Genomic DNA, 14,661 nt, shown 5'->3' with positions numbered 1-14,661 from the left:
TCAGGCACTGGGATTGGTGAGCAGTGAGCCAGATCGTCGTCAAGCGCCCGCCGCGGGTTCGCCCTCCCGAGGTACCCGAAGCGGATGTGCAGGTGCAGCCGCCGCCCGAACTGCCGCGCCCGCAGCACGAGGGGGTGCTGATGCAGTTGCTGCCGCTGCTCGGGATGGGCGGTTCCGTGGTGTTCTTCTTCGTGCACGGCCGCGGGTTCATGAAGGTGATGGGGTGCGTGATGCTGGCCTCGTCGGTGGCGATGGCGATCGCGATGGTCGTCCGCCACCGGCGCGGCACACAGGGCGAGTTGGCCGGTCTGCGGCGCGACTACCTGGGACGTCTGGCCCGCACCCGGCGGGCGGTGCTGCGGACGGCGGCCCGGCAGCGGGACGCGGCGCACTTCCTGCATCCCGCGCCCGACCAGCTGTGGGCGCTGGTCGCCGACGGTGGGCGGGTGTGGGAGCGCCGGGCGGCGGACGCCGACTTCGGGCAGGTGCGGATCGGCCTCGGCCGGCAGCGCCTGGCCACCGCACTGCGGCTGCCGGAGACGGAGGAGACGCCGGCGCGCGAGCCCCTGTCGGACCGGGCGCTGCGGCAGTTCGTCCAGACCCACGACACGGTGGACGGCATGCCGATGGCCCTCTCGCTGCGCGCCTTCGCCCGGTTGGCGGTCGGCGGCGAGCAGGCTGCGGCGCGGTCCGCCGTGCGGGCGGTGGTCGCGTCGCTGGTGGCGCTCCACTCCCCCGACGACCTGGTGGTCGCGGTGGTGGCGGACCGGGAAACCGCGCCGGAGTGGGAGTGGGCGAAGTGGCTGCCGCACGTGCAGGCGGCGGGCCCGCCGGACGGGGCGGGGAGCAGGCGTCTGGTCTGCGGTGACGTGCTGGAGGCGGAGCGGCTGCTCGGGGCGCGGCTGGGCGGCCGGGGGTGCTTCCGGCCGGGTGCGCCGCCGGCACCGGACGTGCCGCAGGTGGTGCTGGTCCTGGACGGCGTCGCCGTGCCGCCGCTCTCGGCGTTGGCAGCGCCGGAGGGGCTGCAGGGGGTGACGGTGGTCGAACTCCTGCGGGGTGAGGACGACCGCGCGGGAGGACGTGTCGCCCGATCTGATGAAGATCCGTCGCTCGCCGGGACGTTGGCGGTGACCGTGGACGGCGCCGCCCTGCGGCTGGAGTCCGCGCAGGGGGTCGTCTACGACGGGGAGCCCGACCGGCTGTCCCTCCCGGCGGCCGAGGCGCTGGCCCGGCAGCTCGCCCCGCTGCGGACGGCGACGGGCGACGACGGCGAACCGCTGCTCGCGGCACTGGAGTTCACGGATCTGCTCGCCCTCGGGGACGCCGCCCGGGTGGACCCGGCGACGACCTGGCGGCCCCGGTCGCCGGCCGAGCGGCTGCGGGTGCCGATCGGGGTCGGCGAGGACGGCCGCCCGGTGCTCCTCGACCTCAAGGAGGCGGCGCAGGACGGGACGGGGCCGCACGGCCTGTGCGTCGGGGCGACCGGGTCGGGCAAGTCCGAGCTGCTGCGGACGCTCGTCCTCGGCCTCGCGGTCACCCACTCCTCCGAGACGCTGAACTTCGTGCTCGCGGACTTCAAGGGCGGGGCCACGTTCGCCGGGATGGCCCGGCTGCCGCACGTCGCCGCCGTCATCACCAACCTCGCCGACGACCTGACGCTCGTGGACCGGATGGGCGACTCGCTGCGCGGCGAGCTGAACCGCCGGCAGGAACTCCTGCGCGACGCCGGGAACTTCGCGAGCGTCCACGACTACGAGCGGGCCAGGGCGGCGGGCGCGCCGCTGCGGCCGATCCCGTCGCTGCTCCTGGTGGTCGACGAGTTCAGCGAACTCCTCGCCGCCATGCCGGACTTCATCGACACGTTCGTGCAGATCGGCCGGATCGGGCGCTCGCTCGGCGTGCATCTGCTGCTCGCCTCGCAGCGGTTGGAGGAGGGGCGGCTGCGCGGCCTGGAGACGTACCTGTCCTACCGGATCGGGCTGCGGACTTTCTCCGCGGCGGAGTCGCGGGCGGCGCTCGGGGTGCCGGACGCGTACCAGCTGCCGAACGTGCCCGGGTCGGGGTACCTGAAGTCGGGCACCGACGACATGGTCCGCTTCAAGGCGGCCTACGTGTCGGGGCCGTACCGGGACGGGGCCCTCGCGGACGGCACCGGTGGGCGGGTGCGGGCCGATCGGCGGGCGGTGCTCTTCACCGCGGCGCCGGTCCCGCTGCCCGCCGCGCCGCCCGTTGCCGCCGTGCCCGAGGCGCGGGAGGCGCGGGACGAGGTCCTCGCCGACACCGTGCTGGACGTCCTCGCCCGACGGCTGGAGGGGCAGGGGCCTGCGGCGCACCGGGTGTGGCTGCCGCCGCTGGACACCCCGCCGCCTCTCGGCGATCTGGTCGAGGGCGCGGGCGGCGGCCTCGTGGTGCCGCTGGGGGTCGTCGACCGGCCCTACGAGCAGCGGCGGACCACGCTGACGCGGGACTTCTCCGGCGCCGCGGGCCATCTGCAGGTCGTCGGCGGCCCGCAGTCGGGCAAGTCGACGTTCCTGCGCACGCTGATCGCGGCCTTCGCGCTCACCCACTCCCCGCACGACGTGCAGTTCTACGGGCTGGACTTCGGCGGCGGGGGCATGGCGGCGGTGGCCGGGCTGCCGCACGTCGGCGGGGTCGCGTCCCGCCTCGACCCCGAACGGGTACGGCGGACGGTCGCCGAGGTGCACGGGGTGATGCTGCGGCGGGAGGAGTACTTCCGCGCCGCCGGCGTGGACTCGATCGCGACCTACCGGGCCCGGCGGGCGGACGGCGGGATCGACGTCGCCGAGCAGCCGTGGGGCGACGTGTTCCTGGTGATCGACGGGTGGGGCACGTTCCGGGCCGAGTACGAGCACCTGGAGCCGGCCGTCCTCGACATCGCCGCACGCGGGCTCGGGTACGGCGTGCACCTGGTGATCGGCGCGTCCCGGTCCCTGGAGGTGCGGGCGAACCTCAAGGACCACCTGATGAACCGGCTGGAGCTGCGGCTCGGCGACCCCCTCGACTCCGACCTCGACCGCAAGGCGGCCGCCCGGGTCCCGGCGGGGGTGCCGGGCCGGGGGCTGCTCCCCGAGCAGCTGCACTTCATGGCGGCCGTGCCCAGGACCGACGGCGTCGGCTCGGCGGACGGGCTCGCGGAGGCGACGGCGGCCCTCGGCGCGGAGCTGGCCGGGCGCTGGGGCCCGGTGGCGGCGCCCGCCGTGCGGCTGCTGCCGCGTGCGCTGTCGGTACGGGAGCTGGCGGGCGCACCCGGACCGGGCATCGCGTTCGGCATCGACGAGAGCGAACTCGCGCCCGTGCAGGTCGACTTCGACCAGGACCCGTTCTTCCTGGTCCTCGGCGAGAGCGAGTCGGGGAAGACGAACCTGCTGCGGCTGCTGGTCGCCGGGCTCGTCGAGCGGCACGACGGGGACGCCTGCAAGGTCTTCGTCATCGACAACCGGCGCGGACTGCTCGACGCGGTGCCCGAGTCGCACCTGGCCGAGTACGTGCCGATGTCGAGCATGCTGGAGCACCACGTCGACGCGCTCGCGGACCTGATGCGGCGGCGCACCCCGCCGCCGGACGTCACCTCCCGGCAGCTGCGGGAGCGGAGCTGGTGGTCGGGGCCGGTGGTGTACGTCGTCGTGGACGACTACGAGCTGGTGTCGACGTCGGCCGGCAACCCGTTGGCGAAGCTCACCGAGTACCTGCCGTTCGCGCGGGACGTGGGGGTGCGGTTCGTCCTCGCCCGGGGGACGGCCGGCGCCGGGCGGGCCGGGTACGAGCCGTTCGTGCAGCGGATGCGCGAACTCGGCGCGCAGGGTGTGGTGCTGTCCGGCGACCCGGCCGAGGGCGAGGTCCTCGGCGGTGTGCGGCCGCGGGCGCTGCCGGCGGGCCGGGGCGTCTTCGTGTCGCGGCGGCGGGGGAACCTGCTGGTGCAGACGGGGCGGGTGGAGTGACGACGGGGCCCCGGCGGTACGTCCGCCGGGGCCCCCGTCGCGCGCCTAGAGGAAGCTGGCGGCTCCGCGGCGGTCCCCCGCCTGGTAGGCGGGCGAGGCGTTGCGCAGGGCGGCGACGATCCGGGAGAGGGCCGTGCGGATGTCGGCGGCCTCCTTGTCCCACTTGCGCTGGGCGTCGTCGTAGGCCGACTTCGCCTCGCCCTGCCAGACCTCGGCGACCCGGGCGACGGCCTGCTGGATGTTCTGCAGCTCGGTGTCGAGCGCCTTGCCCTGGCGCTCGATGTCCGCGGCGGCCTGGTCGATGGTCGAGTAGGTGGCGAGGATCTCGTCCGGGTTGTACGGCATGGTGCGGTCCTTGGGTGAGGCGGTCAGTAGGTGCTGAGGTTGGAGCGGTTGGTCGCGGTCGCCGACGCGTCGCCGGAGTGGCCGCCGACGACGTCGATGCCCTGGAGCGACTGGCGGATCTCGTCCTCGTTGTTCCCGGAGACCGTGCGGAAGGCCTTGATGCCCTCCTGGAAGCGGAGCAGGAGGACGCCGATCCGGCGCATGCTCTGGTTGATCTCCTGCTGCTTGGTGTCGAAGGCGTGCGAGGCGACGCCCTTCCAGGTGCCCTCGGTGCTGTTGATGGCGCTCTGCAGGGCGTGGACCTGGGCCTTCACCGACTCGAAGCTGCCGGTGAGGTCCTGTTCGAGCTTGAGCAGGGCGGAGTCGCTGAGACGGAGGTTCTGGGGCATGGGACGGGTCCGTTCGGGGTGGTGGGGGTGGGTGGCGGGTGGCGGTTCACTCGATCACCGGGGGGATGGTGGGGCGGGTGCGGGGAGCTCCCGGGTCGTCGGCGGCCGGACGGGGTTCGCGGTGCGACGGGGGTGAGAGCGGTCGCCGGGCCGCGGCCGCGGCGGGCGTGGGGCCCGGGCCGCGCGGGACGGCCGAGACCGGGGGCGGGAGGAAGGGCCGGGCACTGCCGGTCGGGGCCGGTCCGGCGGTCGTGGAGCGGGGGGTGGCGTGGACGGCGGGGGTGGCGGCGTTCGCACCGTACGAGGTCGGGCCGTACGAGGTCGGGCCGTACGAGGTCGGGCCGTGGGGTGCGGGGCCGGGGATGCCGCCCGTGATCGCGGCCGCGGGGCGGCCCGTGCCCGGGGACGGCGAGCCGTGCGGGGCCGTCGCGGGCCGGGGTGAGGTACGGCTGTGCGGCGGCGGGGAGCCGGGCGCCGGGGCGGCAGCGGCGGGAAGGGGGCTCGGGGGGTCGGTCGGCCTGGCCGCGGCGGGGCCGACGGCTCCGGCGGCCGGCTCCGACGTGAGGCCGGTCGGTGAACCGGCTGACGGGACATAGGCGTTGACGGTGGTGGCCACCGGGGCGGCCGGACTCGGCGCGTCGGCCCGGGCGGCGGGTGCGGCGGCTGTGGCGGGTGCCACCGTCGGGGCGGCTCCGTCCCGGGGCGTCGCGGCCGTAGCGCCTTCGGACGGGCGGGTGCCCCGGGGCGGCGGGTCGTCCGGCGTCCGTGCCGTCGCCGCGGTAGCCGTCGCCGTCGTCTCCGCCGCCGCGGCGACCGGCCCCGGCTGGTCACCCCGTACGGCTCCCGACGGTCCGCCGCCCGTCGCCGGCCCCACGCCCGCCGCGCCCCCTCCCGAACCGTCCGCCGGGTGCGGCACGCCCACGGCGGGGAGGTCGCCGAGGACCGGGACCTCAAGGGACGCCAACTCCCCCTGTGCGACCGCGTAGTACGAGGCGAGCCGGCCCAACTGGGTGACGGCCTCCTGCCGGTGGCGCTCGGCCTGGAGCGCGGCGGCGTCCGCGGCCGTAGAGCCGTCCCTGCGGGTGGGGTGGACGAGGTCGAGGGGCGACCAGTCGCCGGGATGCTCGTCCCGCAGCGGGAGCACGGCCCGGCGCACCGAGGCCAGGCCGGTGCCCGCGACCGTGATCCGCGCGGCGGCGCCACCCGCGAAGTCCGCGAGGCGGTCGGCGTTGCGCACCAGGTCCGCGATCCACGCGCGGCACGCCTCCGCCGCCTCGCCGTCCCAGTCGACCCGCGCGGAACTGCGGCCGAGCCGCTCGCCGGCCCGGCGGACGGCGTCGCGCGCGGCCCGCAGCGCGTCGGCGGTGGCCTCCAGGTCTGCGGGGCGGGCGGTCTCGACCAGGTCGACCAGCGCGTGGAGCGGGCGGTGCTCGAAGTCGGTCACGGGCGGGCCTCTCCAGGGCGTGCATGGGCGGTGGTGTCGGCGTGGATGCGCCAGAAGCGTTCGCGCAGGTCGAGTTCGAGGTTCTCGAAGCCGACGTCCACACCGTGGACGGCGATGCCGACCGCCTCGATCCGAGCGTCCAACTGCTCGACCGCTGAGACCAGTTGGCGGTGCACGCCGGCATACGCGCCGTGCAGGCCGTCCGCCTCCGCGAAGGGGGTCGCGGTGCCGCTGAGCGAGCGCCGGGGCAGGTCGAGCGCGGCGAGGCCCGCGGGCCTGGCGGCCGATGCCCGCAGTTGGTCGAGGACCGCGTCGAGATCCCGCCGGAAGGCCCGCAGGGCGTCCGGGCCGCGCCGGACACCGCTGCCCGCCGCCGTCCGCACCCCCGCGGGTCCCGAGCCGTGCTCCACGTCCCGCACCATGTCGCCCCTCTTCCGTCCCCGTCGGCGTTCCGCGCCTCGACCGCCGGCGCCGGGAGTGCGCGGGCCGTCGTGACGCGGGTCACACCGTAGGTCACCGCCGGCGGGGGTCTCGGCGTCGTCGGGCGTCGCGCAGGGCGACCGTCCCGCCGGTGACGGTGGCGAGGAGCGCCACGCCGCCCACCAGGACGTATGCGGCGAGCCGCCGGCCGGCCTCCCGGGTGGCGCGCTCATGGCCCGATGGAGTGATGTCGGGTGCCCGCGCGGTGATCACCCCTTCGTGGCCGGGCGGAGCGTTCAGGGGGGTCTCGTCCTCGGTGAGGGCGCGGACCGGGTCGACCACACCCCACCCGACCAGCCGGTCCCGCCCGGCGACCGAGCGTTCCGCGGTGCGGCGGATGTGCTCGGCGATCCGCTCCTGCCCCCAGTCGGGGTGCTTCTCCACCAGGAGCGCCGCGACCCCGGCGACGTACGGCGCGGCGAAGCTGGTCCCGTCGGCGGTGCAGTGGCCGCCGCCGGGGACGGTGGAGGTGATGCCGACGCCGGGGGCCGCGACGTCGACGAAGTCGCCGGACTGCGAGAAGGCGGCGCGCTCGTTGTTGCGGTCGGCGGCGGCGACGGCGAGGACGCCGGGGATCGAGGCCGGGTAGGTGGGCCTGACCGCCCCGCCCAGGCCGTCGTTCCCGGCCGACGCGACGACGACGATGCCGTCGTCGAGGGCCGCGCGCACCGCCCGGTCGAGGGCCGGATCGACGGCGAGGGCGTGCGGGGTGTCCTGGGAGACGTTGATGACGTCGGCGCCGATCCGGCGGGCGTGGTCGACGGCCGCGGCGAGGGTGCGCGCGTCTCCGTCGCCCTCGGCGTCGACCTGCCGGACGGGGACGATCGTCGCGCCCGGGGCGAGGCCGGTGAAGCCGGTGCCGCGGGCCGGGCGGGCCGCGATCACGCCGGCGACGCGGGTGCCGTGGCCGGACAGGTCGACGGTGGGGTCGGCCCCTGCCCCGCGGACAAGGACCGCTCCGCGCGCGGAGTCGACCGCCCCGGCGAGCTGCGGGTGGCGGTCGTCCACGCCGGAGTCGACGACCGCGACCGTCACCCCCTTGCCCGTGGCCTGCTGCCAGAGCTCGTCGAGCAGCACCCGCTGGAGCGCCCAGGGGCGGCCGGGGTAGGGCTCGGCGGGGCGCGTGCAGAGGTCGGTGGCGGCGGCGGGCGGGGCGGCGAGGAGGGGGGAGACGGCGAGGAGCACGGCGGTGAGCACGCGCGCGGACGCGTTCACGAGCCCTGCGGCTGACGGGCCGACGCCTCGGACAGCCGCGGCCCGGTGGGGAGTCGGGCGGACCAGACTGCGGGGACGGGGGACGGCCGGGCGTCGCCGTAGCTCAGGCGTGCGAGGGCCTTCGGGGCCGTCGCGGGGGAGCCGGCGGGGGCGTCCGCGGCGGGGGCGCCGATGCCCGCGTCGTCGGTGGCGAGGTCGTTGTTGTCCTGGACCATGTGGCGCAGGCCGGTGTCGGTGACGAGGAAGACAGGGCCCGCGCCGGTGGCCGTCCCCTGGAACTGCCGGAAGAGCTGCCCCGAGCCGGGGGTGACGTAGGTGCCGCCGGACCCGGCCGGGAGGGCGACGGGGAAGTCGGTGCCCGCCCAGGTGGCGAGGGTGGTGCGGCCGGTCCTCGGGTCGACGGCGCGGAGCACGGAGCAGACGGTGTCGCGCGCCTTCTGCGCGCTGCCGGCCCCGACGGCGCGCGGCGCGCCCTGCGGCCAGTCCCGCTCCGGGGTGAAGGGGCGGCCGGGGACGAACGCGCCGGCGGAGACGGGCACCGGGCGGCGCAGTGCGCCCCGCCCCGGGCTGTTGAGCAGCAGCTTCGCGGTGAACTCGCTGACCGGGGCGACGCGTCGCGGCAGCACGAGGTAGTGCTGGGCGCGTCCGCCCGCGTCCGTGACGAGGACGGTGCCGACCCGGTCGTCCTCGCCCAGCGTCGGGACGCCGGCGGGGGCGCCGAGCGGGGCCCCGAGCCGCGGGAAGCGGATGGGGCTCCCCCGGTGCAGGGTGGCGAGCCAGTCGCGCGAGACCCGCTGCGGGGCGCCGGGCCCGGCCAGGAAGGTGTGCAGCCGCGCGTCCCGGTCGACGCGGTAGGCCGTCCCGCGGGCGTCGACGACGTACCGGGCGCCGTCCGGGCCCTGCACGTACAGGAGTTGGGAGCCGGCGAGGCGCCCGCGCCCCGCGACGCGTCCGCGGTCGCCGTCCGCGAGGACGAACACGGCGCGCTGGACGGCCCGGCCTCCGCCGACCGGCCGCTCGCACACGGCCCACACCCGACGGCCGTCGACCGTCGCCGGGTCGGGCAGCCGGTCGGGGGCGTACGGGATGCCGAGGGTGGCGCCGCGCGGCAGCCGGCTGCGGTCGAGGACGGCCTCCGGGACGGTGAGCACGCCGCCGTCCGCCGCGTCGACGAGGAGCCGGGCGGAGGCCATGTTCAGCACCGGGTGCAGCTGCTCGCCGACGCCGGCGGTGTGCAGGACGACGTACCGGGTGCCGGAGCGGTCGGCGATGAGGACGTTCTTGCCCCGCTCGTCCCAGTCCGGCGGCGCCGCGGGCCTCACCATCCCCCACGCGCCGAAACCGGCGAGGATCACCACCCCGACGACCGTCCCGGGGACGACGGCCCGCAGCGGCCTGGGCGCGCCCTCGTCCGAGCCGGTGCGGGTGGGCCGCAGGAACTGCGCCACCAGGCGCCTCTTCGCAAAGGTGTACGCATTGAGCTCGTCACGCCGCGATGTCATGGGTCCGTTTGCCTTCCGCCCTGCCGGTGGATCGCCGATCGGCGGCGCAACTCTCGCAGCCCGCGGTCGCGTTGTCACATGGCGTGACACTCGAAGCCCGTTACTCCGCGCCCAGGTGGGAAGTTGGGGCGGAGGACAGCGGAGCCGGCACGAACAGCACGGGAATGGAACCACCTTGGACACGTTGACCCGCAGGCGGGAGCGGACGGGGGCACGGGACCGGTCGGCGGCACATCCGGGTTCGCGGGAGCAATCCCCCGTCGCGGTCCGGCCGCGGCCCCGCACGAGAGGGCGGCGGCTGGGTCCGGTCCCTCTGCGGCACCTCGTCCTGCTGGAGGCGGCGCTCGCCGCGGCGGCCGCTCTCGGCGGCCCGTGGCAGGCGCTCGGGTGGGGTGCGGCGGCCGTGTGCGGCACGGCGGGCGTCGCACGGGTGCGGACGGTACGGGGATGGGCAGGTGCTGTGGCACGGCGGGCGAGGCGGCGGTCCGCAGAAGAGGACGGTGGCCAACAGGGCTTCAGCTCGGACGACTTGGTGAGCTCCGGGCTGACACCCCACCCGTACACAGCCCGTGACGGCCGCCCGATCGGGATGGTGGGCGACGGCCCGTTCCTGGCCGCCGTCGTCCTCGTCGAGGCCGACGCACCCGGGCTGCGGACGCCGCCCGGGACGCGCGGCCTCCCGCTGGACGTCCTGCGCGACTGCCTCGCCGTCGACGACATCGCGCTCGCCTCCGCCCAGGTGGTGACGCAGACGCGCCCGGCGCCCGACCCGGGCCTCCCCCGGCAGTCGGCCGCGCGGATCTCCTACGCCCCGCTCGCCGGGCGCGCGGGGGCGCCCGCCCTGCGGCTGACCTGGGTGGCGCTGCGGCTGGATCCCGCGCTGTGCCCGGACGCCGTACGGGCGCGCGGAGGCGGGCTCGGCGGCGCCCAGCGCTGTCTGCTCCGGGTGGCGGACCACGCGGCGAGCAGGCTCGCCGGGGCGGGCGTCCGGGCGACGGTGCTCGATCCGGCCGGTCTGCGGACGGCGCTGGCGACGGCGTGGGCCGACCCGTCCGGCGACCGGGCGCACACCACGTACGCCGTGCGCCGCTGGCCCGCGTCCGGTACCGACGGTCCGCTGCGGACGGTCGCCGACGCGGTCGCGGGCGTCCCCGCGCCCGCGACGACGCTCGCCGTCGACCTGCGGCCGGCACCGTCGGGGCGCGGGCTGCTGGTGATGCAGGCGCGGGTACGGCTGACCGGCGCGTCCGGGGCGGAACTGGCCGGGGCGCAGGCGGCGTTGGAGGGTGTCGCACGGGCGGCGGGGATCGGCCTCACCCGGGACGGCGGCGATCGACTCCGCCGTCTCACCACGACCTTGCCGCTCGGCGGCGCCCGGACCGGCTCCCACACCGTGCCCGCGCACGCCGTCCCCGCACTACAACTCCCCCTTGACGACGATGGGATGGTGGCCGGCCTCACCCCCGCCGGGCACCCCCTCCTCCTGCCCCTGCGCCGCCCAGCCCCGTACGGCGTCGTGCTGGTCGGAGGCCTCTGGACGGCCCAGGTGCTGGCCCTGCGCGCCGTCGCCGCCGGTGTGCGGGTGGAGGTCGAGACGGGCCGCGCGCCCGCGTGGGCGGCGTTCGCCGAGGCCGTCGGCGGCGAGCGGGTCGCGCTGCGCGCGGTGGGCCGCGTTCCGCCGTCGGGGGCGACGGTCGACTCCCCCGTGCTGGTCGTACGGGACTGCGGGACGCGTCCGCCGCGCGGGCGGGTGACGGCCGCGCCCTGGCAGACCGTGCTCACGCTGCTGCCGTACGCCGGCCCGGCCGCCCCTGCGCTGCTGCGGGACGCGGCCCTGGTCGGCGTCCAGCGGGTGTCGCCGGAGGAGGCCGAGCAGCTCGGGCCCGTGCTGGGGCTGCCGCCGGATGTCCGCGACGCGCTGCCGGCGACGGCGGACGGGGTGACGCTGTGGTGCACGGGCGGCGAGCGGCGGTGGGCGGCGACGGCGGCCACGGAGGTCGAGAGGGGCCTCCTCGGCGCGGCACGGCGCACGGACTGACGCCGGCCCTCGGGGGCGAGCTTTGGGCACGACTCCCGCCGCACCGCCCCCGCAGGGCACCATGACCCGTGAAGCATCCGCTCGGAAGGCAGGAACAGGCACATGGGAACCCAGCAGGAGAAGGACGAGCTCTACGCCCTCGACATCTCGGACGTCGAATGGCACTGCGCGCCGGGGACGGAGCAGGAGGAGGAGCGCGTGGAGATCGCCTACCTGCCCGGCGGGGCGGTCGCCATGCGCTCCTCCCTCGACCCCGGCACCGTCCTGCGGTACACCGAGGCCGAGTGGACCGCGTTCGTCCTGGGCGCGCGGGACGGCGAGTTCGACCTCACGTGAGGACGGCGTGCGCCCGCACCGGCCGGTGAGGCACGGCGGTGCGGTCAACGGCCGTGCGGGGGACGGCAATCGGGTGGCCTACGGACCTGCCGTACGGGCGGTGCCGGTGACTAGGCTTGGGGCGGCACGTGACACGGAGTATCTCGCCGGAGTGCTCAACCACCCGCAGGAGGCCTTGTGAACAGCGATCGGAACGAGATCCGCGGGGGCTGGAACCCGCCCGCCGAAGATCAGTCCGACGCGGAACCCTTCGATCACACGGGTGAGTTCACGATCGACTACGGGTCGCCGGCCTGGTACATGCCCGCCGCCTCGGGGAGTTCACCGGAGGCGTCGGTCCCGCCCGCACAGGGCGTTCCGGCCGCGGCGACGCCCGCCCCCGACGCGGACCGGCCGTCGAGGTCGACCCCGCATCCCGCGGGCGGCGGCGACGTGGAGAGCGGGGCGACGATCCGGTTCTCGCCGAGCGCGCTGCGGCGGGAGATGCACGGGGGAGGCTCCGCCGACGCGCACGCCCGGGCGGCGGACGGCGCGGACGGCGCGGACGCGCCGCGGGACTCCGCGGCCCGCTCCGACGAGAGCGGTGCTCCCGGATCCGACCGGGCGGACGCCCCGGAGGGGTCCGACGACGAGAAGCGGTCCGCAGGCGTGTCCGGGCCGGATGCGTCCGCCCCGGACACGCCTGCGGCGGACGAAGAGGTGGCACCGGTCGAGGACGCCGTCCCCGCGGACGCCGTACCGTCGAAGCCCCGGGGTGAGGCGGAGGACACCGGGCCGGACGCCCCCGGCGACGGACCGGCGGTACAGGACTCGCCTCCGGGCGGCGACGGGCACGACGCCGTGGACGACGTGCAGGACACCCCTCCCCCGGGCTGGCCGCCGCCCGCACCCCTCGGCGGGCTGCCGCCGCTGCCGCCGTCGTACGCGCCGGCCGCCGGGGACGGCCTCCCCCGGCCGGGCGAGCCGCTGCCCGCCGTGCCGGGCGCCCCGTCGGAGCAGCGGACGCCCGCGCCCGCTTCGGAGCCGGCCCGGTCCGAGAACGCCCCCGCGCCGACCCCCTCCGCGCCGCCCGTCCCCGCGCCCCTGCCGGGACAGCCGCTGCCGGGCCGGCCGCTGCCCGCGCCCGAGTGGCCGACCCCCGCGCCGGCCCCGCACCCCGCCCCGGTGCCCGCGAGCAACGGCTACGGTTACCCCGCCCCGCTCGGCGGCGAGTCCGCGCCGACCCCGCAGCCCGGCGACCAGGGCTACCTGACCGGCGACGCCACCCACGTCTCCACCCCCGCCGCGCACCTGCCGGCCCCCACCCCTCCGCCGGCCCCGGCACCCGCACCCGACGCGCCCTCCGCCCCGTCGGCCCCTCCCCAGTCGTGGTCCGCCCCGCCCCGGCCGCCCACCGCTCCCCTCCCCCCGGCCGCCCCCGACATCCCGGCCCAGCAGGGCGGTCACGGCTTCCCGCAGCAGACGCCGCCACCGCTGCCGACACCCCCGCAGGCCCAGACCCCTCCGCAGGGCCCAACCTCTCCACAGGCCCCAACCCCTCCACAGGCGCAGACCCCGGCACCCGTGCCCACCCCCACACCTGCACCGACCCCAGCGCAGGCGCACACCCCGCCACCCGCCCCCGCACCGCCCGCCGACCCCCGCGCCGGAGCCGCCTGGCCGCAGCCCGTGCAGCACGACCAGCGCGAACGGCAGCACCCCGGCGCCCCGCTCGGCTACACCGCCGCCGTCGAGCTGTCCTCCGACCGGCTGCTCAACAACCGCCGCCAGCGGCCCAAGTCGAGCCGTACGCCGTCCGCCGCGAGCCGCTTCCGGTTCGGCGGGAAGAAGGAGGAGGCCGAGCGGCAGCGCCGCCTGGAGCTGATCCGCACGCCGGTGCTCTCCTGCTACCGGATCGCGGTGATCAGCCTCAAGGGCGGGGTCGGCAAGACCACGACCACCACCGCGCTCGGGGCGACGCTCGCCACCGAGCGCCAGGACAAGATCCTGGCCATAGACGCCAACCCGGACGCCGGGACGCTCGGCCGCCGGGTGCGCCGCGAGACCGGGGCGACCATCCGCGACCTGGTGCAGGCGATCCCGTACCTCAACTCGTACATGGACATCCGCCGGTTCACCTCACAGGCCCCGTCCGGCCTGGAGATCATCGCGAACGACGTGGACCCGGCGGTCTCGACGGCGTTCAACGACGAGGACTACCGCCGCGCGATCGACGTCCTCGGCCGGCAGTACCCGATCATCCTCACCGACTCCGGCACCGGTCTCCTCTACAGCGCGATGCGCGGCGTCCTCGACCTCGCCGACCAGCTGATCATCGTCTCGACCCCGTCCGTCGACGGCGCCTCCAGCGCCAGCACCACCCTCGACTGGCTCTCCGCGCACGGCTACGGCGAGCTGGTCGGGCGGTCCCTGACGGTGATCTCGGGGGTGCGCGAGACCGGTCGCGCGGTGAAGGTCGACGACATCGTGTCGCACTTCAAGACCCGCTGCCGGGACGTGGTCGTCGTCCCGTTCGACGAGCACCTCGCGGCCGGCGCCGAGGTCGACCTCGACATGATGCGGCCGAAGGTCAGGGACGCGTACTTCCGCCTGTCGGCCCTGGTCGCCGAGGACTTCGCCCGCCACCAGCGCGCCGCGGGCCTGTGGACCCGCGACGGCAACCCGCCCCCGCAGACCGCCCCGCCGCTCCCGGGGATGCCGTACCCCGCCCCGGCGGCCCCGCAGGCCCCCGCACCCGACCCGCAGGCCTACGCGCCGCCCCCGCAGCACGCCCAGCCCCAGGCCCAGCCCCCACAGACCCACGCCCCCCAGCACCCCTACCCGGCCCCGGCACCCGCCCCGGCCCAGCCCTGGCCCCAGCAGCCCCCGACCGCCCCGCCCACGCCGCCGCAGCCGTAGGAAGGCCCGGACACGACACAGGGGCCGCGCGTTAACCCCAACGCGCGGCCCCGCC

The 14,661-nt window shown here is 76.9% G+C and carries 10 protein-coding genes; 4 read left to right on the top strand and 6 right to left on the bottom strand.

What is annotated here, in order from left to right; translation table 11 throughout:
- Positions 1-23: 23 nt before the first annotated feature.
- Positions 24-3,959, top strand: coding sequence for a type VII secretion protein EccCa (gene eccCa, locus ACFWEG_RS18750; RefSeq protein ID WP_387216380.1), 3,936 nt, complete (start codon positions 24-26; stop codon positions 3,957-3,959).
- Positions 3,960-4,004: 45 nt separating this feature from the next.
- Here eccCa and ACFWEG_RS18745 read toward each other — a convergent pair whose 3' ends face one another.
- From ACFWEG_RS18745 to eccB, 6 genes are all read right to left on the bottom strand, one after another.
- Entirely contained in the window at positions 4,005-4,304 is a 300-nt protein-coding gene (locus ACFWEG_RS18745; RefSeq protein ID WP_387216378.1) for a WXG100 family type VII secretion target, read from the bottom strand.
- 23 nt (positions 4,305-4,327) lie between these two features.
- Positions 4,328-4,693, bottom strand: coding sequence for a WXG100 family type VII secretion target (locus tag ACFWEG_RS18740; protein WP_387216376.1), 366 nt, complete (start codon positions 4,691-4,693; stop codon positions 4,328-4,330).
- A 46-nt stretch (positions 4,694-4,739) separates the two neighbouring features.
- Positions 4,740-6,137 (bottom strand): hypothetical protein, encoded by a 1,398-nt coding sequence (locus tag ACFWEG_RS18735; RefSeq protein ID WP_387216374.1) that lies wholly within the window; start codon positions 6,135-6,137, stop codon positions 4,740-4,742.
- Positions 6,134-6,559, bottom strand: a complete 426-nt coding sequence (locus ACFWEG_RS18730; RefSeq protein WP_387216372.1) for a hypothetical protein — start codon at positions 6,557-6,559, stop codon at positions 6,134-6,136. Before ACFWEG_RS18730 ends, ACFWEG_RS18735 begins: the two co-directional genes overlap by 4 nt.
- Before the next feature lie 91 nt (positions 6,560-6,650).
- Positions 6,651-7,832: a type VII secretion-associated serine protease mycosin gene (gene mycP, locus ACFWEG_RS18725; RefSeq protein ID WP_387216370.1), complete on the bottom strand. Its 1,182-nt coding sequence runs from the start codon at positions 7,830-7,832 to the stop codon at positions 6,651-6,653.
- Positions 7,829-9,334 carry a type VII secretion protein EccB gene (gene eccB, locus ACFWEG_RS18720; protein ID WP_387216368.1) on the bottom strand — a complete coding sequence of 502 codons (1,506 nt, stop codon included), beginning with the start codon at positions 9,332-9,334 and terminating at the stop codon, positions 7,829-7,831. The genes mycP and eccB overlap by 4 nt, the downstream gene beginning before the upstream one ends.
- On the opposite strand from eccB, the gene eccE reads away from it, so the two are divergent.
- From eccE to ACFWEG_RS18705, 3 genes are all read left to right on the top strand, one after another.
- Positions 9,333-11,372, top strand: a complete 2,040-nt coding sequence (gene eccE, locus ACFWEG_RS18715; RefSeq protein WP_387216366.1) for a type VII secretion protein EccE — start codon at positions 9,333-9,335, stop codon at positions 11,370-11,372. The two genes, eccB and eccE, sit on opposite strands and share 2 nt — an antisense overlap.
- Before the next feature lie 102 nt (positions 11,373-11,474).
- Positions 11,475-11,708, top strand: coding sequence for a DUF397 domain-containing protein (locus ACFWEG_RS18710; protein WP_387216364.1), 234 nt, complete (start codon positions 11,475-11,477; stop codon positions 11,706-11,708).
- A gap of 177 nt (positions 11,709-11,885) precedes the next feature.
- Positions 11,886-14,606, top strand: coding sequence for an SCO5717 family growth-regulating ATPase (locus ACFWEG_RS18705; RefSeq protein ID WP_387216362.1), 2,721 nt, complete (start codon positions 11,886-11,888; stop codon positions 14,604-14,606).
- Positions 14,607-14,661 lie beyond the last annotated feature (55 nt).

Origin of the sequence: Streptomyces sp. NPDC060194 (assembly GCF_042728285.1) — a bacterium.
In the GTDB taxonomy this organism is placed as follows: Bacteria; Actinomycetota; Actinomycetes; order Streptomycetales; family Streptomycetaceae; genus Streptomyces.
The sequence above is the reverse complement of the archived record's forward strand: the minus strand, read 5'-3'. Positions and strand labels throughout refer to the sequence as shown.

Coding starts and splice junctions, on each gene's coding strand:
- ACFWEG_RS18745 (WP_387216378.1), bottom strand. CDS start 4,304: ATGCCGTACAACCCGGACGAGATCCTCGCCACCTACTCGACCATCGAC.
- ACFWEG_RS18740 (WP_387216376.1), bottom strand. CDS start 4,693: ATGCCCCAGAACCTCCGTCTCAGCGACTCCGCCCTGCTCAAGCTCGAA.
- ACFWEG_RS18730 (WP_387216372.1), bottom strand. CDS start 6,559: ATGGTGCGGGACGTGGAGCACGGCTCGGGACCCGCGGGGGTGCGGACG.
- eccE (WP_387216366.1), top strand. CDS start 9,333: ATGGGTCCGTTTGCCTTCCGCCCTGCCGGTGGATCGCCGATCGGCGGC.
- eccB (WP_387216368.1), bottom strand. CDS start 9,334: ATGACATCGCGGCGTGACGAGCTCAATGCGTACACCTTTGCGAAGAGG.
- ACFWEG_RS18710 (WP_387216364.1), top strand. CDS start 11,475: ATGGGAACCCAGCAGGAGAAGGACGAGCTCTACGCCCTCGACATCTCG.